Origin of the sequence: Actinoplanes sp. NPDC048988, from assembly GCF_043197815.1 — a bacterium.
Taxonomy (GTDB): domain Bacteria; phylum Actinomycetota; class Actinomycetes; order Mycobacteriales; family Micromonosporaceae; genus Actinoplanes.
In genome coordinates, this window is the sequence record NZ_JBICTW010000004.1 from 128,481 (window position 1) to 152,032 (window position 23,552).

Below are 23,552 nucleotides of genomic sequence, written 5' to 3' on the forward strand. Positions count from 1 at the left end.
AGCGGGGTCGGCGCGAGCGGGGTCGGCGCGAGCGGGGTCGGCGCGAGCGGGGTCGGCGCGAGCGGGGTCGGCGCGAGCGGGGTCGGCGCGAGCGGGGTCGGCGCGAGCGGAAGCGGTATGGCGGGCGCGATCGGAGGCCGCGCGGCCGGGAGCGGGGTGACTGGGGCGGCGGTTGAGGTTGGTGGCTGGGGATCGTATGTTGCTGGGCCGGCCTTTCTGCGGGCGCTGGCGGATGGGCGGGACGCGCGGGCGGTCTGGAGTGCGCTGCCGGGTGAGGACTGGGCGGCTCGGATCGCCGAGGCGGCCGCGGCCACTGTTCGGGGTGGGCGCGGGGTTGTCATCGTGGTCGCGGACGCTCGGGATCTCGATCGGGTGGACCGTGCTCTGGGGGTGGCGCTGGAGGCTGGGCAGCATGTGGCGCTGAACGCGGCGCTCGGGCCGGCGGAACGGTACCGGCGGTTTCTCGCGGCCAGCCGGCATCAGGTGCCGGTGGTGGTGGGTACCCGGGCCGCCATGTGGGCGCCGGTGGCCAAGCTTGGGCTCGTGGTCATCTGGGATGACGGGGACGACCTGCACGGAGAGCCGCGGGCGCCGTATCCGCACGCGCGTGAGGTGCTTCTGACGCGGGCTCAGCTGAGCGGGTCGGCTGCGCTTGTGGCGGGCTTCGCGCGTACGGGCGAAGGGCAGTTGCTCCTCGAGACGGGCTGGGCCAAGGAGATCAGTGCCGGGCGGGACGTGCTGCGGCGGCGGGCACCGGCGATCCAGCCGACCGGTGACGATCCTCAGCTCGCGCGCGATCCGGGCGCCGCTACCGCGCGGCTGCCCAGTCTGGCCTGGCAGGCGGCTCGGCAGGCGCTGCAGGCGGGAACCCCGGTTCTGGTTCAGGTTCCCCGGCGGGGCTATCTGCCGTCGATCGCCTGCGCCGATTGCCGTACGCCCGCGCGCTGTCCCCATTGTTCCGGCTCGCTGGAGCTTTCCGGCGCCCGCGACGTGCCCACCTGCCGGTGGTGCGGCCGGGCCGCCGCCGCGTACGCGTGCCCCACGTGCGGCGGCCGGCGCCTGCGCGCTTCGGTGACCGGCGCCCGCCGTACCGCCGAGGAACTGGGCCGTGCCTTCCCCGGCGCGACGGTACGCACGTCCGGACGGGACGAGGTCCTGGACACCGTCCCGGCCGAGCCGAGCGTCGTCGTGTCCACTCCGGGCGCCGAACCGGTCGCCGTCGGCGGCTACGGCGCCGTGCTCCTGCTCGACACGTGGGCCCTGCTGACCCGCTCCGACCTGCGCGCCGCCGAGGAGACCATGCGCCGCTGGCTCAACGCGGCCGCCCTGGCCAAACCCGCCCCGCACGGCCGTGTCATCGTCGTCGCCGACGGCTCCCTGGCCACTGTTCAGGCGCTGATCCGCTGGGATCCCGCCTGGTTCGCCACCCGCGAACTCACCGAACGCCGCGAGCTCGGCTTTCCGCCGGCCGCCCGCATGGCCAGCGTCACCGGCCTGACCGAAGCCGTCAACGACTTCCTGAACACCGCGCGCCTACCGGCCGGCGTGGAACTCCTCGGCCCGGTTCCCGCCCAGGACGACCAGGAACGCATGCTCCTGCGGGTCCCGCGCTCCCAGGCCGCCCCGCTGGCTCACGCCCTGCATGAGGCGGCCGCCGTTCGCAGCGCCAAAAAGGCCCCTCAGCCCGTACGCATCGAAGTGGACCCCACGGCCCTCTTCTAACCCACGGCCAGGTCGAACGTGCCGTCCTCCAGCCGCTTGATGAAGTCGGCCGCGTCCGGCGCCTGCACGACGGCGTCCGCCCACGACTCGCTGGCGTTGCTGACCATCAGCACGGGGGCCGGATCCTGCCGCAGGTCGAATACGAAATTCTCGAGACCACCATCGCCGCCGATCAGCGCGATCCCCGGGAACCGCTCCTCGGCCTCCCAGATCGCCAGGATCTCGCGCCCCTCCGCCGGCGGGTACAGCCACACGTACTTCCCCGAGGCGAGCAGCCCCCGCCGAAACCACGACGGCGACTGCAGATAGGCCCGCCACTCCGCCGGCAACGACGGCCCGCCCGCGAACTCCGCGTCATCCACCGCCCCGCGAAAGTCCACAGCCTCCACAATCGTCCCCGCCAGCTGCGTGTTCAGCTCCGCCACATCCCCGGCGGCGACCACGAGCCCGTCGCCGGGAACCGCACCGTCCGCAAAGAACTCCCGCCGAACCTCGAGCTTCAGTACGAAGCCCGCACCTTCCCGCCCCACGATCTCTTCCCGGGCAACACGTTCCGCGGCCCCCCGCCCGGCAAACACGCGAAGGTCCACCCCACCAGGCAACGCCCGCCACTCACCGGCCTCGATCTTCGCAAAGTCCCCGGCCCCCACCGCACACCACAGAGTGACGGCGTCCTCAGTTAGATCTCGACCCATGCCCGAAGAGACTACCGCCAAGATCATCCCCTCTCGCCATCCTCCCCAGCTCAGAATGCATCCTGCCCCCTTTTCCAACCCCAGACCCCTTTCGTCCCCACCCCCACCGTCCTTAACCCACAGTGACCACCCCGCCCGCCCCCGCACACCAAGCCCTCTCCCCGCACGCACCGCCCCCAGACATCACCGATGGCCAACGCGCACGAAGGAGGCCCAACCCGAAGACGCGCCACCCAGGAGCCGCAGGCTTAGGAAGGCGCGGACCAAGCAACGCGCAGACCGAGCACGCGCGCACCGAGCAAGGCGTGGACCGAGCAAGGCGTGGACCGAGGACGCCGCAAACCCCCGGAACTGCGGCCCGCGGTAAGCGCCGCAGACCGAGGAAGACGCGAACCCAGGCAACATTCGAACCACGAGACAATCGACTCACCAAAGTGACGGGCCGAGTCCGGGCCTACCAAGGTGGTGGGTGCGGAACGAGCCTTCCAAGGCATGCGGTCCGCCAGCGCAACGAACGCGACAAGACCACAGACGAGGAAGGCAGCCGCCAAGCCGACCAGCGAACCAAGCGAGACGCCGGACCGAGCCAGGCAGCCGACCAAGCCAGCCCACAGACCGATCCAGACGCCGGACAAAGGCCGGCGCAGGGGCTGGGACCGGCGCAGAGGCTGGGGCCGGCGCAGGGGCTGGGGCCGGCGCAGGGGTTGGGCCGGGGAATGGGTTGGGCCGGCGCAGGGCTGAAGCAGGCGCAGGTCTGAAGCAGCCAGCGGACCAAGCCCGGCAGGGCACCAAGCCAGCCGACAAACCCGCGCGACCGGCCTGGAATTGCCGCCCGGCCCCCCACCCAGCCCGGCCGGCCCGACAGACCCGCCCACCCGAACCCCCACGCGGCAGCGAACCCCGCCCCACACCCAGGCGCAAGGTGAAAGCCCACCCCTCGTACCACCAAGCAGCCAGTGCCCCCCGACTGCCCGGCACCGAAACCCCACGCAAGGTTGAGGGCCGGGTGTGGCCGACCCAGACGTAAAGCGCTCCCCAGCCAGTCAGGGTCGGCCACACCCGGCCCTCAACCGTCCCAGCGCAAGCAAAAAGCCGGCGCCCCCAAAGGGGACACCGGCTGAAAGCGAAACCCTCAGGCAGCAGCGTTCTTAAGATCCTGGGCCCGGTCAGTGTTCTCCCAGAGCAGCTCCGGAATCTCCCGCCCGAAGTGCCCATAGGCCGCCGTCTGCTGGTAGATCGGCCGCAGCAGGTCCAGGTCGCGGATGATGGCCGCCGGCCGAAGGTCGAACACCTCGTTGATCGCCTTCTCGATCCGCTCCACCGGAACGTTCTCCGTGCCGAACGTCTCGACGAACAGCGACACCGGGTGGGCCTTGCCGATCGCGTACGCCACCTGGGTCTCGCACCGCTCGGCCAGCCCCGCCGCGACCACGTTCTTCGCCACCCACCGCATGGCGTACGCCGCCGACCGGTCCACCTTGGACGGATCCTTGCCGGAGAACGCCCCACCACCGTGCCGGGAGTATCCGCCGTACGTGTCGACGATGATCTTCCGGCCGGTCAGGCCGGCGTCACCCATCGGCCCGCCGATCTCGAAGCGGCCGGTCGGGTTCACCAGCAGCCGGTAGCCGTCGATGTCGAGGCCGAGTCCTTCGAGCTCGGGCGCGATCACGTGCTCCCGGATGTCCGGCGTGAGCAGCGACTCCAGCGAGATGTCGGCCGCGTGCTGCGACGACACGACCACCGTGTCGAGACGGACCGGGCGGAAGCCGTCGTACTCGATGGTGACCTGGGTCTTGCCGTCGGGTCGCAGGTACGGGATCGTGCCGTCCTTGCGGGCTTTCGACAGCCGGCGGGCCAGGCGGTGGGCGAGCGCGATCGGCAGCGGCATCAGCTCGGGCGTCTCGGAGCAGGCGAAGCCGAACATCATGCCCTGATCGCCGGCGCCCTGGGAGTCGAGGACGTGCTCGCTGTCGCCCGCACGCAGCTCCAGCGCGCTGTCGACGCCCTGGGCGATGTCGGGCGACTGGGAGCCGATGGACACGCTGACGCCGCAGGACGCGCCGTCGAAGCCCTTCTTCGACGAGTCGTAGCCGATCCGCAGGATGGTGTCGCGGACGATGCTGGGGATGTCGGCGTACGCCTGCGTGGTGACCTCACCCGCCACGTGCACCTGGCCGGTCGTGATCAACGTTTCCACCGCGACGCGGCTGCGGGGGTCCTGCCGGAGCAGGGCGTCGAGAATACCGTCGCTGATCTGGTCAGCGATCTTGTCCGGGTGGCCTTCCGTGACCGACTCGGAGGTGAACAGGCGGCGTGCCACGGTGCTCCTCAGATTTGTCGAATACAACGTAACCGGGAAGTGTAGTCACCGCACCCGGGCTGGCTCACCGCCGCCCACCTGCCCATCCAGTAGGACGGCGACGCGGTCCAAAATCATATTCGCCACATCGTCTTTAGGGAGTTCGGCGTGGCTCGCCGTGCTCCCGTCAGCGCCCAGCAGCGTGACCTCATTGTGGTCGGCGCCGAACACGCGGTCCACTCCCACCTCGTTAACGACGATCAGGTCGGCACGTTTCTTGATCAACTTAGCGCGAGCGTTCTCCAGAGCGTCGTGCGTCTCGGCCGCGAACGCCACGAGAATCTGCCCCTCCCGTTTCGCCGCGCCCAGTTCCGCCGCGATGTCCGGGTTGGTGGTCAGCTCGATGGGCGACGGCGTACCACTGTCTGTCTTTTTGATTTTCTCGGCCGCGACGCTCACCGGCCGGAAGTCGGCCGGCGCCGCCGCCATGACGATCGCGTCCGCCCCGGCCGCCGCCTGCACGGTGGCCGCGCGCAACTCCTCGGTCGTACCCACCCTGATCAGGTCCACACCCGCCGGATCGGGCAGCGTCACGTTGGCCGCGATCAACGTGGTGCGCGCCCCCCGCGCCGCGGCCGCCTTGGCCAGGGCGTACCCCTGCTTGCCGGACGACCGATTCCCCAGGAACCGGACCGGATCGAGCGGTTCGCGGGTCCCGCCCGCCGTCACCACGACGTGGCGGCCCTTCAGATCAAGGTCAAGACCCCGTTTGAGTACGCGCTGAGCCAGCTCGAAGATCGCGATCGGATCGGGCAGGCGCCCCTTGCCGGTGTCCTGGCCGGTCAGCCGCCCCACGGCCGGCTCGATCACCACCGCGCCGCGCGACCGCAGGGTCGCCACGTTCGCCCGCGTCGCCGGGTTCTCCCACATCTCGGTATGCATGGCCGGCGCGTACACGATCGGGCAGGTCGCCGTCAGCAGCGTGTTGGTGAGGAGATCGTCGGCGATGCCGTGCGCCGCCTTGGCCAGCAGATCAGCTGTCGCGGGAGCGACCACGACGAGCTCGGCCGCCCGCCCGATCCGCACGTGCGGCACCTCGTGCACGTCCTGCCACACCTCGGTGGCCACCGGCCGCCCGGACAGCGCGGCCCAGGTGGGCGCCCCCACGAACTGCAGCGCGGACGCGGTCGGGACCACCCGCACCCCATGCCCCGACTCCGTGAACAGCCGCAACAGCTCACACGCCTTGTAGGCGGCGATGCCGCCACCCACCCCGAGCACGACTTCAGTCACCAAGACCCCCGTACGAGAGCGGGACCCGCCATCCGGAATCCCCACCCGATCCTGCCCCACGTCACCCGGGCGCCGTCAGCCGCGCCAGACGCTCGGCGTCCGGCGTGCCCGGCGCGCCGGAGTAGACCACCATCCGCAGATCGCAGCCGGGAACCTGGAGGACGTCGCCGTCCAGGACCATCGGCCCGGCCGTCGGATGGTCGATGTGCTTGCGCATGCCCCGGTACCGCGCGGGCCGGGCCGCGGTCCAGCGCTCGGCGAACTCGGGGCTGGTCTCGTGCAGCGCGGTGACCAGATCGGCCAGTTCGGCGTCGTCGGGCCTCTCCAGGTAGGCCACCCGCAGGTCACCCACTATCGCGTCGCGGTAGATCTCGTCCTCGGCCGGGTCGACCCACACGCGTGGGTTGGGCTGGGTCATCTCGAACCAGACGACGTTGCGCGCCCGCCCCCGCAGCTCGGCCGAGTCGCCCAGCAGCGCCGTCCAGGCCGGGTTCCAGCGCAGCAGCCACCAGTCGGCGGAGTAGACGGCGACCGGCCACTCCGCCAGGCGGGTGACCATGCGATCGAGGCCGGCGGGCACCACCCGGTCGGCCGGCCGGCTCGGCGGAGCCAGGCCGGCCGCACGGTGCAGAAGCGCGGCGTCGTCCTGGTCGAGCCGCAGAGCCCGGGACAGGGCGGCGACCACCGGCGCGGACGGGCGGGCGGCTCGGCCCTGCTCGAGCTGAACGACGTAGTCGACCGAGACGCCGGCGATCAGCGCCAGCTCCTCCCGGCGCAGGCCGGGGGCGCGGCGACCAGGAGCGGCCAGGCCGGGGGCGCGACCGCCGGGAGCGGCCAGGCCGGGAGGGGCCAGGCCGGCCGGATCGGCGCCGCAGCGGTCCCGGAACCCGCGCAGGAGGGTCCCGAACCCCGGCGCCCGCACCGTCTCGGTCACGTGATCATCGTATCCGGCCGCCCGGGTGGTACCGGTGGTCCTACCGACGCACGGCGCCTTCCCCCCGCGCCCGGCCGGCCGCAGGCTGACCGGCATGGAAACGATCACTCTCGTCACCGGCGGCAACAAGGGCATCGGCCGCGAGACCGCCCGCCGCCTCGCGGAGGCCGGGCACACCGTGCTCATCGGCGCGCGCGATCCCGGACGCGGCCGGGACGCCGCGGGCGAGCTCGGCGTCGGGTGGCTGCACCTGGACATCACCGACCAGTCGAGCGTCGACGCCGCGGCCGAGCGGGTACGAGCCGAGTACGGGCGTCTCGACGTCCTCGTCAACAACGCCGCCGTCAACAGCGTCGCCACCCCGCTCGAGCGGACCACCGCCGAGGACGCGGCGGCCGAGCTGGACGCCAACCTGCTGGGCGCGCTACGGGTCACCAACGCCTTCGTGCCGCTGCTGCGCGCGTCCGAGCATCCCCGGATCGTGAACGTCTCGTCCCGGGTGGGCTCGTTCGCGGCCACCCTCGAGTACGACATGTTCGACTGGCGGGTCGTGCCGCCGATCTACGCCATCTCCAAGACCGCGCTGACGATGCTCACCCTCAAGTACTCGCGCGCCCTGCCCGGGATCCTGGTCAACGCGGCCGATCCCGGATACACGGCGACCGACCTGAACGGCGGTCAGGGCACCCAGACGGTGACCGAGGGCACCGACGCGATCGTTCACCTGGCCACCCTCGGCGACGACGGCCCGACCGGCACCGTGCTCAGCCGCGAGGGAGCAGTGCCCTGGTAGGGAGTGCCGAAAATGCAACGATCCCGCGGCCACCGGGGTGGGCGCGGGATCTCCGATGCTCAGCCGTGCGGCGGGCCGTCAGGGGTTGTCGGTCGCCTCGGCGGTCAGGAGACCGGCGTTGATCTCGCGCATGGCGATCGAGAGCGGCTTCTCCTGGGGCGTGGTCTCGACGAGCGGGCCCACGTACTCGAGGAGGCCCTCACCGAGCTGGCTGTAGTAGGCGTTGACCTGGCGGGCACGCTTGGCCGCGAAGATCACCAGCGAGTACTTCGACGAGGTCTTGTCCAGCAGCTCGTCGATCGGCGGGTTGGTGATGCCTTCGGGGTTCGCGATGGTTCCCACAGTTGTTCAGTCCTTAATGCTCTTGGGGCGTCAGAAATGACGAACCGAGTAATCCTACCAGCTCGTCCGCCGCGCGCTCGACGAAGTCGTTGACGACCGTACGGTCGAATTCCTTCTCGGCTTCGAGTTCCTCATCCGCGTGGGCGAGGCGGCGCCGGATGGTCTCCTCGTCGTCGGTGCCCCGGCCGACCAGGCGACGGCGCAGCTCCTCGACGCTGGGCGGGGCCAGGAAGATCAGTTGCGCGTCGGGCATCGAGGCCCGGACCTGGCGCGCGCCCTGCAGGTCGATCTTCAGCAGGACCGGCCGGCCCTGGCCCAGCCAGCCCTCGACCTGCGCCCGCGGCGTGCCGTAGAGGTTGCCGGCGAACTCGGCCCACTCCAGCAGTTGTCCGCCATCGATCAGCCGCTGGAACTCCTGGCGAGTCACGAAATGGTAGTGCTCGCCGTCGGTCTCGTAGTCGCGCTTCTTCCGCGTCGTCACGGACACGGACAGCTTGATCCAAGGCGAGCGCGCCCGGATCAACTCGATCACGCTGTCCTTGCCGACCCCGCTGGGGCCGGAGAGGACGGTGAGTCGGGCCGCCGGGCGCGCGTCGTCATCCATGCTCACAAGGCTCATTCAACACGAGCCCTCGAGTCAGTTCGCAGCGAACTCCCCCAGGAGGGCCTTGCGCTGCTGGTCGCCGAGACCGCGCAGCCGGCGGCTGTCAGCGATCTTCAGCTTCTCCATGATCTGCGTCGCACGGATCTTGCCGATGCCCGGCAGCGCCTGAAGCACGGCCGAGACCTTCAGCTTGCCGACGACCTCGTCCTCTTCCGCGCGGTCGAGCACGGCGGCGAGGGTGGTCTTGCCGGACTTGAGCTGTTCCTTCAGCTCAGCCCGAGCTTTACGAACTTCAGCAGCCTTCTCCAGCGCGGCAGCGCGCTGCTCGGGGCTCAGTGACGGGAGCGGCACCAGTTCTCCTCAGGTCCCTATCGCGACGGTAGGTCAATACCGGCGCTTCTGTGAAACGTGGTGTGCCAGGTAACCAAAGGGGCATGTGGTTCCCCGGCGCGGGGAAAACTAGCGGTCAACGGCGGTTTCGGCAACGTGGGGGTACCCCCGCACCCGCTGTCCGCGTCCCTGGTAAGCAGGGACCTTTTCACCCGAGCGCAGCTGCGCACTCGTCTGCGGCCCGCTCTGCTGCTAGACGCAGCCCGGCCACTGATGGTCCCGCTGTCAGAACTTCCCGTGAGTACGACGGCAGCACGTTACGCAGGCTTTCGCCGAAGACGCGGCGCAGGTCGGCGGGGGTCGCGCCCTGCGCCCCGAGGCCCGGCGCGAGCAGTGGACCGTTCACCGCGGACAGGTCGTGGCCGGTCTCGCCGATCGTCGCCCCGATGACCAGACCGAAGCTTCCCAGGGGCTCCGCACCCCTGTTGAGCTGGGAAATCTCGTCGATCATGGTTTGCGCCACGGTGCGGCCGCCGGCCGCGACGGCATGCTGGACGGACGGTCCCTCCGGATTGGACGTCAGGCCGAGGACGAAGACGCCGCCGCCGTTGGCGGCCGCGACGTCGAGTGCCGGCTGCAACGATCCGAATCCGAGATAGGGACTCACAGTAATCGCATCGGCACACAGAGAACTCGCCGGATCAAGGTAGGCGGAGGCGTACGCGGCCATGGTCGAACCGATGTCGCCCCGCTTCACGTCCAGCAGAACAAGGGCTCCGGCCTCCCGAGACTGTCGGATAGTTGACTCAAGAATGCCGATGCCGCGTGACCCAAATCTCTCAAAAAACGCGGACTGCGGCTTGAGCACGGCCACCCGATCGGCCAGGGCTTCGACCACCGTTAGGGCGAAGCGTTCCAGGCCGGCCACGTCGTCGGGCAGACCCCACTTAGTGAGCAGGGCGGCGTGCGGATCGATGCCGACGCATAGCGGGCCGCGCTTCGCGGTCGCCTCGACGAGGCGCTTGCCGAAGGTCTCCATCGCTGTCATTCCTCTTCCGTGTCGGGTGGCCGCCAGCGCGCGGGCGGCCGATGCGGTAGGGGGTTCATGGGTGAGCCGGCCGCCGGGACGGCGGCGCTCGTTAAGCGGACAAAGCAGTCAGATCGATCGGCCGGGCCGCGACCCGGCAAAGCAGTCGAAAAATAGCGATGTGTTTTGCGCCGCAGAGACGCCGGACGGAGACCGGGGGACGCCGAATCAGCCGACCGTGGCCGCCGCGGCGACGCCCGCGGTGATCCGGGCGACGTCCTCGGCGCCGGTGACGTACGGCGGCATCGTGTAGACGAGGTCGCGGAAGGGCCGCAACCACACCCCACGCGCGACCGCCGCGGCCGTCGCGGCCCGGATGTCCACGTCATGATCCAGCTGCACCACCCCGATGGCGCCCAGGACCCGGACGTCCGCGACGCCGGGTCGCCCTCGCAACGGCTCCAGACCGTCCCTGAGACCGTTTTCGATCAGTCGTACGTGATCTACCCAGGATCCGTCCCGCAGCAGCCTGAGCGACGCTCTGGCGACCGCGCAGGCGAGCGGATTGCCCATGAAGGTCGGCCCGTGCATGAGCCCGCCCCCGGGCCCGTCCGAGATCGCCTCGGCGACCGCCGTCGTGCACAGCGCCGCCGCGAGCGTCAGGTAGCCACCGGTGAGCGCCTTGCCGACACACATGATGTCGGGCCCGACCCCGGCGTGCTCGGCCGCGAAGAACTTCCCGGTCCGCCCGAACCCGGTGGCGATCTCATCGAAGATCAGAAGGACTCCGTACGCCGCGGTCGCCTCCCGCAGCACCCGCAGGTAGCCCGGATGGTGGAACCGCATGCCGCCCGCGCCCTGCACGACCGGCTCGACGATCACCGCCGCGAGCTCCCCCGCGTGCCGCTCGATCATTTCCACGAGCTTTTCCGCGTACGCCTCGTCGAACTCCACCGGCGGCGCGTCCGCGAAGACCTGCGCCGGCAGCACCCCCGTCCACAGCGAGTGCATCCCCCCGTCCGGATCGCACACGCTCATCGGATGGAAGGTGTCGCCGTGGTATCCACCCCGCCAGGTCGCCAGCTTGCGGCGCCCGGGCCGGGCCTGCAACGCCATCTTGATCGCGACCTCGACGCTGACCGACCCCGAGTCGCACAGGAAGACGTGCTCCAGCCCGTCCGGGGCCACCTCGACCAGTTCGGCCGCCAGTTCGACGGCCGGTTCGTGGGTGAGCCCGCCGAACATCACGTGACTCATCCGCCGCGACTGCCCGGCCAGCGCCTCGTCCAGCGCGGGATGCCGATAGCCGTGGATGGCGGCCCACCACGACGACATCCCGTCGACCAGTTCACGCCCGTCGGCGAGCTTCAGACGTACGCCGGAAGCACTCTCGACCAGATAGGGCTCGCTCCGGCCGGGCATCGGCCCGTACGGATGCCAGACGTGCGCCCGATCGAGCGCGAGCAACCGCCCCGCCCGGCCGGCCGAAGACGATGTGCTGCCTGGGGCCGGCGGGGACGGAGGGCTGGTCATCGCGCCGGGCGGACCAGGGTCGTGTGATGGGCGGCGGCCGCCTTCGCCGCGGCCCGGACCAGGGCCGGGCCCCGGTAGATGAAGCCGCTGTAGAGCTGCACCAGTGACGCGCCCGCGTCGAGCAGGCGGACGGCGTCGTCCGGCTCCATGATGCCGCCGACGCCGATGATCGGGAGGCGGCCGTCGGTCTCGGTGTGGACGAAGTGGACGACCTTGCGGGCCTTCTCGGTCAGCGGCCGGCCCGACAGGCCACCCGCCTCGGCCGCCCGCGGCTGGTCCGAGGGGGCCAGGCCGTCACGCGACAGCGTCGTGTTGGTGGCGATCACGCCGGCCGCGCCGTGGCTCAGGCAGACCTCGAGCAGTTCCGCGATCGCCGGCTCGGTCAGGTCGGGCGCGATCTTCACGAGCACCGGCTTCGGGCCGACCAGGGCCTTGAGCAGGTCGGCGATCGCCGACTTGTCCTGCAGGCTGCGCAGGCCCGGGGTGTTCGGCGAGGAGACGTTGACCGCGATGTAGTCCGCGTACGGGTGGAGCAGCCGATGCGAGGTCAGGTAGTCCTCGACCGCCTCCTCCAGCGGGGTCACCTTCGACTTGCCCAGCGAGACGCCCAGCGGCACGCCGATCGGGCCCAGCGCGGCCAGGCGGGTGGCCAGGGCGGCCGCGCCGGCGTTGTTGAAGCCCATCCGGTTGATGATCGCCTCGCTGCCGCGCAGCCGGAACAGCCGTGGCTTGTCGTTGCCGGGCTGCGCCTTCGCGGTGACCGTGCCGACCTCGACGAAGCCGAACCCGAGGGCCGGCCACGCCGGTAGCGCGACGCCGTTCTTGTCCATGCCCGCGGCCAGGCCGACCGCGTTCGGGAACCGGACCCCGAACGCTTCGACCGGCGCGCTCGTCGCGTAGCGGGCACGCATCAGCGACCGCGCCGGCGCCGGCAGCCCGGCCAGCCGATGCAGCGTGAACTCGTGCGCCGTCTCCGCGTCGCCACCGCCCAGCCGGAACAGGACCGGCCGGACGGTGGACTCGAACAAGGTCACTTCTCGGCACCCCGGAGGGCGGCGTGCAGCTCCTGCAGCGGGCGGACGGACATGTCGCCGCGCATCAGCGCCTCGATGCCCATGACCGCGGCCGCCGCGCCCGGCACCGTGGTGATGCACGGGATGTCGGCGGTGACCGCCGCGCTGCGGATCTCGTACCCGTCGGAGCGGGCGTTGGCGCCCGAACCCTGCGGGGTGTTGATGATCATCGCGATCTCGCCGGCCGCGATGAGTTCCAGCGCGTTCTGGCCGGCGCTCTCGAAGTGCTTCGGCACGATCTCGCAGACCACGCCGTAGCGGCGCAGCACCTCGCCGGTGCCGGCGGTCGTGACGATCGTGAAGCCGAGGTCGGCCAGCCGCTTGATCGGGAAGACCATGGCCCGCTTGTCCCGGTTCGCCACCGACACGAAGATCTTGCCGGCGGTGGGCAGCGATCCGTACGCCGCGGCCTGGGACTTGGCGAACGCCTGGCCGAAGCCGGCGTCGATGCCCATGACCTCGCCGGTCGACTTCATCTCGGGCCCGAGCAGGCTGTCGACGCCCTTGCCGGCCGGGGTGCGGAACCGCTTGAACGGCAGCACCGCCTCCTTGATGGCGATCGGCGCGTTCTCCGGGACCGTCCCGCCGTCGCTGTCGGGCAGCAGGATGCCCTCGGCCCGCAGTTCGCCGATGGTGGCGCCCAGCATGATCCGGGCCGCCGCCTTGGCCAGCGGCACCGCCGTCGCCTTGGAGACGAACGGCACGGTCCGCGACGCGCGCGGGTTGGCCTCGAGCACGTAGAGCACGTCGTCCTTGAGCGCGTACTGCACGTTGAGCAGGCCGCGCACCCCGACCCCGCGGGCGATCGCCTCGGTGTAGCGGCGCACCTCGGCCAGGTGCGAGCCGGCCAGGGTGATCGGCGGCAGCGAGCAGGACGAGTCGCCGGAGTGGATGCCGGCCTCCTCGATGTGCTCCATCACGCCGCCGATGTAGACGTCGCCGTTGGCGTCGCAGAGCGCGTCCACGTCGATCTCGACCGCGTCGTCGAGGAACCGGTCGACCAGCACCGGGTGGTTCGGGGAGATCTCGGTGGCCCGCTCGATGTAGCCGCGCAGCGTCGGCTCGTCGTAGACGATCTCCATGCCGCGGCCGCCGAGGACGTACGACGGGCGGACCAGCACCGGGTAGCCGATCGCGTCGGCGATCTGTTTGGCCTCGTCGAAGCTGGTCGCCGTGCCGTGGTCGGGCGAGCGCAGGCCGGCCTTGGCCAGCACGGCGCCGAACAGCCCACGGTCCTCGGCCAGGTCGATCGACTCGGGCGAGGTGCCGACGATCGGCACGCCGGCCGCCTTGAGCCGGTTGGCCAGGCCGAGCGGGGTCTGCCCGCCGAGCTGCACGATCACGCCGATCACGCCGGGGCCGCCGGCGGCCTTGCCCGAGCTGTCCTCGGCGTGGAACACCTCGAGGACGTCCTCGAAGGTGAGCGGTTCGAAGTAGAGCCGGTCGGCGGTGTCGTAGTCGGTCGACACCGTCTCCGGGTTGCAGTTGACCATGACGGTCTCGAAGTCGACCCCCCGCAAGGCCATGACCGCGTGCACGCAGGAGTAGTCGAACTCGATGCCCTGCCCGATGCGGTTCGGCCCCGAGCCCAGGATCAGCACCTTGGGCCGGTCCGAGGGCGCGACCTCGGTCTCCTCGTCGTACGTGGAGTAGTGGTAGGGCGTGTTCGCCTCGAACTCGGCCGCGCACGTGTCGACGGTCTTGTAGACCGGGCGCACGCCGAGCCGGTGGCGCAGCGTGCGGACGCCGTCCTCACCGGCCAGCTCGGGCCGCAGCGCGGCGAGCTGCTTGTCGGAGATTCCGGAGCGCTTGGCCGTACGAAGAAGCTCCTCGTCCAGCACGGGCGCGTCCAGGATCTCCTGGCGGAGGTCGACCAGCGCCTTGATCTCGTCGAGGAACCAGGGGTCGATGCGGCCGCTGGCCTCGTGCACCTGCTCGACGGTGGCGCCGAGCCGCAGCGCGGCCTCCACGGTGTAGAGCCGGCCGTCGTGCGGAACGCGCATCGCCTCAAGGGCGGCCTCCGCCGTCTCGAAAGAAGGCGACGTCCAGAATCCCGCGGCCTTCGTCTCCATCGACCGCATCGCCTTGTTCAGCGCCTCGGCGAAGTTGCGGCCGATCGACATCGCCTCGCCGACCGATTTCATCGTGGTGGTCAGCTCGGCGTCGGCCCCGGGGAACTTCTCGAACGCGAACCGCGGGATCTTCACGACCACGTAGTCGAGGGCCGGCTCGAAGGCGGCCGGCGTCTTGAGCGTGATGTCGTTCGGGATCTCGTCCAGCGTGTAGCCGATGGCCAGCTTGGCCGCGATCTTGGCGATCGGGAAGCCGGTCGCCTTGGAGGCCAGGGCCGACGAGCGGGACACGCGCGGGTTCATCTCGATCACGACGAGCCGGCCGTTGTCCGGGTTGATCGCGAACTGGATGTTGCAGCCGCCGGTGTCGACGCCGACCTCGCGCAGCACGGCGATGCCGAGGTCGCGCAGGTTCTGGTACTCCCGGTCGGTCAGCGTCATGGCCGGCGCCACGGTGACCGAGTCGCCGGTGTGCACGCCCATCGGGTCGACGTTCTCGATCGAGCAGACGACCACGACGTTGTCGTGCTTGTCGCGCATCAGCTCGAGCTCGTACTCCTTCCAGCCGAGCACGCTCTCCTCGATGAGGACCTCGTGCACCGGGGAGGCGGCGAGGCCGGAGCCGGCGATGCGCTCCAGGTCCTCGTCGGTGTGCGCCATGCCCGAGCCGAGGCCGCCCATGGTGAACGAGGGTCGGATGACGACCGGCAGGCCGAGCTCGGCCACCGTCGCCTTGACCTCGTCCATCGAGTGGCAGACCCGCGAGCGCGGGGTCTCGCCGCCGGCCTTGGCCACGATCTCCTTGAACAGCTGGCGGTCCTCGCCGCGGCGGATGGCGTCGACGTCGGCGCCGATCAGCTCGACGCCGTACTTCTCCAGGACGCCGCTCTCGTGCAGGGCGATCGCGGTGTTGAGCGCGGTCTGCCCGCCCAGCGTGGGCAGGATCGCGTCGGGGCGCTCCTTGGCGATGACCAGCTCGACGAACTCGGGGGTGATCGGCTCGACGTACGTGGCGTCGGCGAACTCCGGGTCCGTCATGATCGTGGCCGGGTTGGAGTTGACCAGCGAGACGCGGATGCCCTCGGCCCGCAGCACCCGGCAGGCCTGGGTGCCGGAGTAGTCGAACTCGCAGGCCTGGCCGATGACGATCGGGCCGGAGCCGATCACCATGACGTGCTTGAGATCTTCACGCTTCGGCATGTGGGTCAGCCCTTCTTTTCCACGAGCTCGACGAACCGATCGAACAGGTAGTCGGCGTCGTGCGGGCCGGCGGCGGCCTCGGGGTGGTACTGGACAGTGAACGCGGGCACCTCGATGCCCCGCAGGCCCTCGACCACGTCGTCGTTGAGGCACACGTGCGACACCTCGACGCCGCCGAAGTCGGTGTCGATCACCTTGTTCAGCGGGGCGTCGACCGCGAAGCCGTGGTTGTGGCTGGTCACCTCGACCTTGCCGGTGGTCTTGTCGAGCACCGGCTGGTTGATGCCGCGGTGGCCGTAGCCCAGCTTGTAGGTGCCGAAGCCGAGCGCCCGGCCGAGAATCTGACTGCCGAAGCAGATGCCGAACAGCGGCTTCTCGCGGCGCATGACCTCGCGGGCCAGCGCGACCGGGCCGTCCGCCGTGGCCGGGTCACCCGGGCCGGGCGAGAAGAACACCGCGTCCGGGCTGACGGCCAGGAGGTCCTCGATCGACGACGAGGCCGGGAAGACATGCGTGGTGACGCCGCGTTCGGCCAGCCGCCGGGTGACGTTGCGCTTGATCCCGAGGTCGAGCGCGGCGACCGTGTAGCGGTGCTCACCGACAGCAGAAACGGTGTAAATGTCCGGAGTGCTAACTTCGCCGGAAAGATCCGCGCCAACCATCTGCGGCTGCGCCTGAACACGTTCAAGGAGCGACGAGGGGTCCAGGTCGACCGATGAGACACCGACTCGCATCGCGCCGCGCGACCGCAGGTGGCGAGTCAGAGCCCGGGTGTCGACGCCGCTGATCCCGACGATCCCCTCGGCCGCGAGCCGGTCGCCCAGATCGCCGGTGGAGCGCCAGTTCGAGGGCCGGCGGGCGGGGTCACGCACGACATAGCCGGCGACCCATATGCGAGAGGACTCGTCGTCCTCCTCGTTGACGCCCGTGTTGCCGATCTGCGGCGCGGTCTGGACGACGACCTGCTTGTGGTACGAGGGGTCGGTCAGCGTCTCCTGATAACCCGTCATGCCGGTCGTGAAGACAGCCTCGCCGAACGTCTCCCCGACAGCGCCGTACGCCGTACCGGAGAAGGTCCGCCCGTCTTCCAAGACCAAGATTGCTTTCGTCACTTAACAGCCTTCCCATCGAGGACCGTAGGAACTCCCCGGAGGAACGTCGCCACGATGCGACCCGGCAGGGTGGTGCCCGCGTACGGTGTGTTGCGGCTGCGGCTCGCCAGCTCGGCCGGGTCGACGACCCGGCGGGCGGACGGGTCCACCAGCGTGAGGTTGGCCGGGCTCCCGACGCTGAGGTCGGTGCCGTGGCCGGTGAGGCCCGCGATCTTGGCGGGGGTTCGCGACATGCGGTCGGCGATGAGGTCCCACCGCTCGCCGAGCACCGAGAGCACGACCGGCAGCGCCGTCTCCAGCCCCACCATGCCGGGCCGGGCGTACGCCCACTCGCACTCCTTGTCCTCCACCGCGTGCGGCGCGTGGTCGGTGGCGACCACGTCGATGACGCCCTCGATCAGCGCTTCCCGAAGGGCGTGCACGTCGGACGCCGTACGCAAGGGGGGGTTGACCTTGAAGACCGGGTCGTAGGACGCGGCCAGCTCGTCGGTGAGCAGCAGGTGGTGCGGCGTCACCTCGGCCGTCACCCGGACGCCGCGGGCCTTGGCCTGCCGGAGCACCTCGACCGAGCCGGCGGTGGAGACGTGGCAGACGTGCAGGCGGCTGCCCACGTGCTCGGCCAGCAGCACGTCGCGGGCGATGATCGCCTCCTCGGCGACCGCGGGCCAGCCGGTGAGGCCGAGGCGGGTGCTGACCTCGCCCTCGTGCATCTGGGCGCCCTCGGTGAGCCGGGGCTCCTCGGCGTGCTGGGCGATGATGCCGTCGAACGCCTTCACGTACTCCAGGGCGCGGCGCATGAGGCGCGGGTCGGCCACGCAGAAGCCGTCGTCGGAGAAGATGCGCACCCCGGCGGCCGAGGTGGCCATCGCGCCCAGCTCGGCCAGCTGCTTGCCGGCCAGGCCCACGGTGACGGCGCCGATCGGCTGCACGTCGACCAGGCCGGCCTCGCGGCCCAGGCGCCAGACCTGCTCGACCACGCCCGCGGTGTCGGCCACCGGCGACGTGTTGGCCATCGCGAAGACGGCCGTGTACCCGCCGAGCGCGGCCGCCCGGGAGCCGGTCTCGACCGTCTCGGCGTCCTCACGGCCCGGCTCGCGCAGGTGGGTGTGCAGGTCGACCAGGCCCGGCAGCGCGACCAGGCCGGCGGCGTCGATCACCTCTGCGGAGGGATCCGACTTGTCGGAAATGCGGCCATCGACAATCGCCAGATCAACCGGATCGGCGCCGAGCACCGACACGCCCTTGATCAAGTATGAGCTCACGCCTTGCCCCCAAGCAGCAGATAGAGGACGGCCATGCGGGCGCTGACCCCGTTGGCGACCTGTTCGACGATGGTGGATCGGGAGGAGTCGGCCACCTCGGGCGTGATCTCCATGCCCCGGTTCATCGGGCCGGGGTGCATGACGATCGCGTGCTCGGGCAGCTTGCGCATGCGCGCGAGGTCGAGGCCGTAGCGCCGGCTGTACTCCCGCGCGGAGGGGAAGTACGAGTCCTGCATGCGCTCGGTCTGCACTCGAAGCATCATCACGACGTCCATGTCGGGCAGGACGCTATCGAGGTCGTACGACACTTTCGTCGTCTTGGAGAGAGCGGCCGCCACGTCGAGCGGGATGAGGGTCGGCGGGCCGACCAGAGTCACCCGCGCGCCCAGCGTCGTGAGCAGCAGAACGTTTGATCGCGCGACCCGGCTGTGAAGCACGTCACCCACGATGGCGACCTTGAGGCCGTCGATCCGGCCGAGGCGCGAGCGCATCGTGTACGCGTCCAGCAGCGCCTGGGTCGGGTGCTCGTGGGTGCCGTCGCCGGCGTTGACCACCGACCCGTCGACCCACTGGGCCAGCCGGTGCGGCGCGCCCGACGCCGGGTGGCGGATCACCACCGCGTCCGCGCCCATGGCCTGCAGGGTCAGCGCGGTGTCCTTCAGGCTCTCACCCTTCGAGACGCTGGAGCCCTTGGCCGAGAAGTTGATGACGTCGGCCGACAGGCGCTTGGCCGCCGCCTCGAACGAGATGCGGGTGCGGGTCGAGTCCTCGTAGAAGAGGTTGACCACCGTGCGGCCGCGCAGCGTCGGCAGCTTCTTGACCTCGCGGCCGGCCAGGGCGGCCATCTCGCCCGCGGTGTCCAGGATGAGGGTGGCGGTGGCCGCGTCGAGGTCGGCCGCCGAACGGAGATGCTTGATCAATTTTCGCTCCCCGTCAGTCGTACCTCGTCGAGCCCGTCCGTCTCGGTCAGTGAGACGCGGACGCTCTCCGAGAGCGCGGTCGGAATGTTCTTGCCGACGTAGTCGGCGCGGATCGGCAGCTGCCGGTGGCCCCGGTCGACCAGCACCGCGAGCTGCACCGAGCTGGGGCGCCCCTCGTCGTTCAGGGCGTCGAGGGCGGCGCGGACCGTGCGCCCGCTGAACAGCACGTCGTCGACGAGGATGACCCGCAGGCCGTCGATGCCGCCGCCGGGCAGCTCGGTCTTGCCGAGCGCGCGGGTGGCGTGCAGCCGCAGGTCGTCGCGGTAGAGGGTGATGTCGAGCGATCCGACGGGCACGTCGATGCCCTCGAACGCGTGAATGCGGGCGGCCAGGCGCTGGGCCAGCGGCACGCCGCGAGTGGGAATCCCGAGAAGGACGGTGCCGGTGGCGCCGGACGTCTTCTCCAGAATCTGATGAGCGACCCGGTCGACGACCCGGTGCAGGTCGGACGCGCTCAAAATGATCTTGCTGGGCGTGTCGGCACGTGGCTGCGCCACGGCGGACCTCCTTCCCCGCCTCACGGGACGGGTCGTTAAAGGAAGTTCAGGATGGTCCCGGGAGGGGCCACCACATGGGCTGACGCTACGTTACCAGTGCCGCCGGCGGCGGCCATCGTGACATGGCTGACCGTCACGTCAGACGGACTAATCAGACAGATCTACCGTGTGCCACACGACTCATCGGTAACCGACACTTGACCGGAAGTCGCAAACTCCGTACCGTCACGCTGCGTAGCGATCGCGGAGGAAGAACCCTCCGCGGCATGCACAGTGGGAGTGTTCCGAATGCCGTCTGAGTACGCCAAGTCGTTGGGCGCCCGCCTGCGTTCCATCCGCCAGCAGCAGGGCCTGTCCCTGCAAGGCGTGGAGGAGAAGTCGAACGGTCGCTGGAAGGCCGTCGTGGTGGGATCGTACGAGCGTGGCGACCGCGCGGTCACCGTCTCGCGTCTCGCCGAGCTGGCCGACTTCTACCGCGTTCCCGTGTCGGAGCTGCTGCCCGACGGCAGCGGTGTCCGCCTCGAGGCCACCAACAAGATCGTGCTGGACCTCGAGAAGCTGTACGACACCACCGGCGAGGACCTCGCCTACGTCGCGCGGTACGCCCGTGCGATCCAGCAGCAGCGCGGCGACTACAACGGCCGCGTCCTCTCCATCCGCGCCGACGACCTGCGGGCGCTCGCCATCGTCTACGACATCTCCCCCTCGGGCCTCATCGAGCGCCTCACCGAGCAGGGTGTCCTCGTGGCCGACCCGCGCGCCTTCTTCGCCAGCTGACGTTCACCAACTGAAACGTTCCGCCTCCTTTTCTCCATGAGGCGAAGCGCACCAATCCCCCATCCCCCCTGCGACTCGCCGCGCCGGCGCCGTGTCCCACACGCTGAAAAGCCCGCGTTCCGCACGCGGGCTTTTTTGCGTTCAACCCGCCGAGGTACGCCACGCCGGCTGACCCAAGCGCAAGTGACGCCGCCCCGCAGGCGCAGCGCGACCATCGTCCGGGGCCGGCCATAGCGCGCCTTTCGCGCGGGGAGATCGCAAGGGCGTGCTCACCGTGGTGTCAAACCCCCGCAAACTCGGTCACGGTAAGGGCGACCGCCACGTGGAGTGATGTCGACCGTTTTGATCAAGCAACACGTCGAGGCAGCACGAAGGCCCCGCACTCCGAAGAGCCCGGGGCCTGAGAAGCGCTCAGCGGGTCGCGAACTCCGCGATCCGGCCGAGAATGCCGTTGAGGAACCGCGGGCTGTCGTCGGTGGACATCGTCTTGGCCAGCTCGACCGCCTCGGAGATGGCGACCGGGTCGTCGATCTCGGGGACGTAGAGCAGCTCGTAGACGGCGATCCGGGCCAGGTTGCGGTCGATCACCGGCATCCGCTCGAGGGTCCAGCCCTCGGCGTAGCTGGCGATCAGCTCGTCGATGCGGTCGAGGTGCTCGGCCACGCCCTCGACCAGGCCGACCGAGTACTCCAGGTGATCCGGATGGGGCTTGGCGATGCGCTCGAGGTAGGTGGCGAGCACCTCCCGCGGCGGGAGGTCACGCAGATCGGCCTCGTACAGCACATCCAAGGCCCGTTTCCGGGCCTTGCGACGAGCCGGCGTCTGCGTCGAGCGAGGGGCGTCAGCCATGATCAGGAACGACCGAGGTAACGGCCGTCGCGGGTGTCGACCTTGATCTTCTCGCCGGTGGTGATGAACAGCGGAACGTTCACGGTCGCGCCGGTCTCGACGGTCGCCGGCTTGGTGCCACCGGTCGAGCGGTCGCCCTGCAGGCCCGGCTCGGTGTAGGTGACCTCGAGGAACACGCTGGTCGGCAGCTCGATGTAGAGCGGCACGCCCTCGTGCGTGGCGACAGTCGCCTCGGCCTCGGGGAGCAGGTAGTTCGCGTTCTCGCCGACGGTCGCGCCGGCCACGGTGATCTGCTCGTAGGTGTCCAGGTCCATGAAGACGAAGTCCTCGCCGTCCTGGTAGAGGTACTGCATCGTGCGCTTGTCGACCGTGGCGGTCTCGACCTTGGTGCCGGCGTTGAACGTCTTGTCGACGACCTTGCCGGACAGCACGTTCTTCAGCGTGGTGCGCACGAACGCGCCACCCTTACCCGGCTTGACGTGCTGGAACTCCACCACGGACCAGAGGCCGCCGTCGAGGTTGAGCACCAGGCCGTTCTTCAGGTCGTTCGTGGAAGCCATGCCCTGCCTTGATTTCTATGGAAGCTGTCGGTGACCGACCGAGTTTACCGGCGGGAACGTCTAACCGGCGAATCGGGCCAGGTGCTCGAGCGCGAGCCGGTAACCATCGACACCCAGACCCGCCAGAACCCCGGTGGCGACGGCCGAGATGACCGAATGATGCCGGAATTCCTCGCGGGTATGGATGTTCGAGATGTGCACCTCGATGAGCCGGCCGCCCAGTTGGGCCGCCGCGTCCCGGACGGCGATGTTGTAGTGCGACCACCCGGCCGGGTTGAGCACCACGTCGGCGCCCTCGTCGGCCGCCTGGTGCAGCCAGCGGATCATCTCGAACTCGGCGTCGGTCTGGCGCACCTCCACCCGCACGCCGAGCCGCTCCGCGGTCTCCAGGCAGAGCTTTTCCAGGTCGGCGTACGTGGTGTGGCCGTACACCGAAGGCTCTCTGGTCCCCAGACGGCCGAGATTCGGGCCGTTCAGCACGTAGATCATCGCGCCACCTCCGCGTACGCCCGCTCGAGCAGGCTCTCGTCCGGGCCGGTCAGGATGCCCGGCTTGGCCAGGCCGTCGAGCACCACGAACCGCAGCGTGGCCGCCCGCGCCTTCTTGTCGACCCGCATCGCGCTCAGCAGCTCGGGCCACGCCTCGGCCGGGTACGAGGTCGGCAGTCCGACCTTCTCCAGCGCCGCCCGGTGCCGCCGCGCGGTCTCGTCGTCCAGGCGCCCGGCCAGCCGGGCCAGCTCGGCCGCGAAGATCATGCCGACCGCCACCGCGTGCCCGTGCTTCCACGTGTACCGCTCGCGCTTCTCGATGGCGTGCGCGAGCGTGTGCCCGTAGTTGAGGATCTCGCGCAGCCCCGACTCCTTCAGGTCGACGCCCACCACCTCGGCCTTGACCCGGATCGCCCGCTCGACCAGCTCCCGCAGCACGGCGTCGCCGAGGTCACCCTTCTCGATCAGCTCGAGGATGACCGGATCGGCGATGAACCCGCATTTGATCACCTCGGCCAGCCCGGCCACCAGATCGTCGGCCGGCAGCGTGGCCAGCGAGTCGAGATCGCACAGCACGCCGGCCGGCGGGTGGAACGCGCCGACCAGATTCTTGCCGGCGGCGATGTTGACGCCGGTCTTGCCGCCCACGGCCGCGTCGACCATGCCGAGCAGCGACGTCGAGCACGGCACCCACCGCACCCCGCGCAGCCAGCTCGCGGCCACGAAACCGGCCAGGTCGGTGACCGCTCCCCCGCCCACGCCGATCACCACGTCCGTACGGGTGAAGTTGTTCGCGCCCAGCTCGTCCCAGCAGATCGCCGCGACCTCGACGCTCTTGCCCGCCTCGGCGTCGGGCACCTCGATGAGCAGGGTCTTCACCCCCGTCGCGGCCGCGATCCGCTCCGCCCGGTCGCGCAGCGGCGCCGAGAAGAGGACAGCGGCCTGCGCGGCCCCGTCGATCAGCGACGGCAGCTCGTTCGTCAGATCCCGGCCGACGAGCACGTCGTACGGACGGTCACCGGCCACCTGAATTCGTGTCACCACGGCGCAAACCCTAGACCCGCGCCCTCGGCCAGACGCACCCCATGGCGCCCGTTCCACCACCCG

General features: G+C 70.3%; 22 protein-coding genes. 3 read left to right on the top strand and 19 right to left on the bottom strand.

Features of this window, described 5'->3' with window-relative positions:
• The coding region (locus tag ACGFJ7_RS14920; RefSeq protein ID WP_392642474.1) for a primosomal protein N' at positions 1-1,722 on the top strand (1,722 nt) is incomplete at its 5' end.
• Here ACGFJ7_RS14920 and ACGFJ7_RS14925 read toward each other — a convergent pair.
• The 4 genes from ACGFJ7_RS14925 to ACGFJ7_RS14940 form a co-directional block, all read right to left on the bottom strand.
• Positions 1,719-2,312: a hypothetical protein gene (locus ACGFJ7_RS14925; protein ID WP_392642475.1), complete on the bottom strand. Its 594-nt coding sequence runs from the start codon at positions 2,310-2,312 to the stop codon at positions 1,719-1,721. The two genes, ACGFJ7_RS14920 and ACGFJ7_RS14925, sit on opposite strands and share 4 nt — an antisense overlap.
• Positions 2,313-3,549: 1,237 nt before the next feature.
• Positions 3,550-4,740 (bottom strand): methionine adenosyltransferase, encoded by a 1,191-nt coding sequence (gene metK / locus ACGFJ7_RS14930; RefSeq protein ID WP_392642476.1) that lies wholly within the window; start codon positions 4,738-4,740, stop codon positions 3,550-3,552.
• Positions 4,741-4,785: 45 nt separating this feature from the next.
• On the bottom strand, positions 4,786-6,012 hold the full coding sequence (coaBC, locus tag ACGFJ7_RS14935) for a bifunctional phosphopantothenoylcysteine decarboxylase/phosphopantothenate--cysteine ligase CoaBC (RefSeq protein WP_392642477.1): 1,227 nt from the start codon (positions 6,010-6,012) through the stop codon (positions 4,786-4,788).
• 61 nt (positions 6,013-6,073) lie between these two features.
• Entirely contained in the window at positions 6,074-6,946 is an 873-nt protein-coding gene (locus ACGFJ7_RS14940; protein ID WP_360239284.1) for a helix-turn-helix transcriptional regulator, read from the bottom strand.
• Positions 6,947-7,040: 94 nt separating this feature from the next.
• On the opposite strand from ACGFJ7_RS14940, the gene ACGFJ7_RS14945 reads away from it, so the two are divergent.
• A complete protein-coding gene (locus ACGFJ7_RS14945) occupies positions 7,041-7,739 on the top strand; it encodes an SDR family NAD(P)-dependent oxidoreductase (protein WP_360239287.1) in 699 nt (232 codons plus the stop codon).
• Positions 7,740-7,817: 78 nt separating this feature from the next.
• Here ACGFJ7_RS14945 and rpoZ read toward each other — a convergent pair whose 3' ends face one another.
• From rpoZ to pyrR, 11 genes are all read right to left on the bottom strand, one after another.
• Entirely contained in the window at positions 7,818-8,081 is a 264-nt protein-coding gene (rpoZ, locus tag ACGFJ7_RS14950; RefSeq protein WP_015623990.1) for a DNA-directed RNA polymerase subunit omega, read from the bottom strand.
• Positions 8,082-8,094: 13 nt separating this feature from the next.
• Positions 8,095-8,685, bottom strand: coding sequence for a guanylate kinase (gene gmk / locus ACGFJ7_RS14955; protein ID WP_360239289.1), 591 nt, complete (start codon positions 8,683-8,685; stop codon positions 8,095-8,097).
• A gap of 33 nt (positions 8,686-8,718) precedes the next feature.
• A complete protein-coding gene (gene mihF, locus ACGFJ7_RS14960) occupies positions 8,719-9,036 on the bottom strand; it encodes an integration host factor, actinobacterial type (protein ID WP_020517554.1) in 318 nt (105 codons plus the stop codon).
• Positions 9,037-9,223: 187 nt separating this feature from the next.
• On the bottom strand, positions 9,224-10,054 hold the full coding sequence (gene pyrF, locus ACGFJ7_RS14965; protein ID WP_392642478.1) for an orotidine-5'-phosphate decarboxylase: 831 nt from the start codon (positions 10,052-10,054) through the stop codon (positions 9,224-9,226).
• A gap of 216 nt (positions 10,055-10,270) precedes the next feature.
• A complete protein-coding gene (locus ACGFJ7_RS14970; RefSeq protein WP_392642479.1) occupies positions 10,271-11,509 on the bottom strand; it encodes an adenosylmethionine--8-amino-7-oxononanoate transaminase in 1,239 nt (412 codons plus the stop codon).
• Between the two features lie 62 nt (positions 11,510-11,571).
• On the bottom strand, positions 11,572-12,609 hold the full coding sequence (locus tag ACGFJ7_RS14975; protein WP_360239298.1) for a quinone-dependent dihydroorotate dehydrogenase: 1,038 nt from the start codon (positions 12,607-12,609) through the stop codon (positions 11,572-11,574).
• The gene (gene carB / locus ACGFJ7_RS14980; protein ID WP_360239301.1) at positions 12,606-15,920 is read right to left on the bottom strand and encodes a carbamoyl-phosphate synthase large subunit; all 3,315 of its coding nucleotides are present in this window, start codon (positions 15,918-15,920) and stop codon (positions 12,606-12,608) included. The genes ACGFJ7_RS14975 and carB overlap by 4 nt, the downstream gene beginning before the upstream one ends.
• 5 nt (positions 15,921-15,925) lie before the next feature.
• Positions 15,926-17,032, bottom strand: a complete 1,107-nt coding sequence (gene carA, locus ACGFJ7_RS14985) for a glutamine-hydrolyzing carbamoyl-phosphate synthase small subunit (RefSeq protein WP_392642480.1) — start codon at positions 17,030-17,032, stop codon at positions 15,926-15,928.
• Entirely contained in the window at positions 17,029-18,294 is a 1,266-nt protein-coding gene (locus ACGFJ7_RS14990) for a dihydroorotase (RefSeq protein ID WP_360239307.1), read from the bottom strand. The genes carA and ACGFJ7_RS14990 overlap by 4 nt, the downstream gene beginning before the upstream one ends.
• Positions 18,291-19,214 (bottom strand): aspartate carbamoyltransferase catalytic subunit, encoded by a 924-nt coding sequence (locus tag ACGFJ7_RS14995; RefSeq protein WP_392642481.1) that lies wholly within the window; start codon positions 19,212-19,214, stop codon positions 18,291-18,293. Before ACGFJ7_RS14995 ends, ACGFJ7_RS14990 begins: the two co-directional genes overlap by 4 nt.
• Entirely contained in the window at positions 19,211-19,771 is a 561-nt protein-coding gene (gene pyrR / locus ACGFJ7_RS15000) for a bifunctional pyr operon transcriptional regulator/uracil phosphoribosyltransferase PyrR (protein WP_360239313.1), read from the bottom strand. Before pyrR ends, ACGFJ7_RS14995 begins: the two co-directional genes overlap by 4 nt.
• A 288-nt stretch (positions 19,772-20,059) precedes the next feature.
• On the opposite strand from pyrR, the gene ACGFJ7_RS15005 reads away from it, so the two are divergent.
• The gene (locus ACGFJ7_RS15005) at positions 20,060-20,548 is read left to right on the top strand and encodes a transcriptional regulator (RefSeq protein WP_020517563.1); all 489 of its coding nucleotides are present in this window, start codon (positions 20,060-20,062) and stop codon (positions 20,546-20,548) included.
• 411 nt (positions 20,549-20,959) lie between these two features.
• On the opposite strand, the gene nusB is transcribed toward ACGFJ7_RS15005, so the two are convergent.
• The 4 genes from nusB to aroB are packed head-to-tail and all read right to left on the bottom strand — an operon-like array spanning position 20,960 to position 23,489.
• Positions 20,960-21,397: a transcription antitermination factor NusB gene (nusB, locus tag ACGFJ7_RS15010; RefSeq protein WP_360239317.1), complete on the bottom strand. Its 438-nt coding sequence runs from the start codon at positions 21,395-21,397 to the stop codon at positions 20,960-20,962.
• A 2-nt stretch (positions 21,398-21,399) separates the two neighbouring features.
• On the bottom strand, positions 21,400-21,957 hold the full coding sequence (gene efp, locus ACGFJ7_RS15015) for an elongation factor P (protein WP_097324586.1): 558 nt from the start codon (positions 21,955-21,957) through the stop codon (positions 21,400-21,402).
• 60 nt (positions 21,958-22,017) lie between these two features.
• Positions 22,018-22,446, bottom strand: coding sequence for a type II 3-dehydroquinate dehydratase (aroQ, locus tag ACGFJ7_RS15020; protein ID WP_392642482.1), 429 nt, complete (start codon positions 22,444-22,446; stop codon positions 22,018-22,020).
• A complete protein-coding gene (aroB, locus tag ACGFJ7_RS15025; RefSeq protein ID WP_392642483.1) occupies positions 22,443-23,489 on the bottom strand; it encodes a 3-dehydroquinate synthase in 1,047 nt (348 codons plus the stop codon). Before aroB ends, aroQ begins: the two co-directional genes overlap by 4 nt.
• Between the last annotated feature and the right edge of the window lie 63 nt (positions 23,490-23,552).

What these genes read in the sequence shown, in the direction of transcription:
- ACGFJ7_RS14945 (WP_360239287.1), top strand. Translation starts at nt 7,041, where the DNA reads ATGGAAACGATCACTCTCGTCACCGGCGGCAACAAGGGCATCGGCCGC.
- gmk (WP_360239289.1), bottom strand. Translation starts at nt 8,685, where the DNA reads ATGGATGACGACGCGCGCCCGGCGGCCCGACTCACCGTCCTCTCCGGC.
- aroQ (WP_392642482.1), bottom strand. Translation starts at nt 22,446, where the DNA reads ATGATCTACGTGCTGAACGGCCCGAATCTCGGCCGTCTGGGGACCAGA.
- ACGFJ7_RS15005 (WP_020517563.1), top strand. Translation starts at nt 20,060, where the DNA reads ATGCCGTCTGAGTACGCCAAGTCGTTGGGCGCCCGCCTGCGTTCCATC.
- efp (WP_097324586.1), bottom strand. Translation starts at nt 21,957, where the DNA reads ATGGCTTCCACGAACGACCTGAAGAACGGCCTGGTGCTCAACCTCGAC.
- nusB (WP_360239317.1), bottom strand. Translation starts at nt 21,397, where the DNA reads ATGGCTGACGCCCCTCGCTCGACGCAGACGCCGGCTCGTCGCAAGGCC.
- carB (WP_360239301.1), bottom strand. Translation starts at nt 15,920, where the DNA reads ATGCCGAAGCGTGAAGATCTCAAGCACGTCATGGTGATCGGCTCCGGC.
- pyrF (WP_392642478.1), bottom strand. Translation starts at nt 10,054, where the DNA reads ATGGAGACCTTCGGCAAGCGCCTCGTCGAGGCGACCGCGAAGCGCGGC.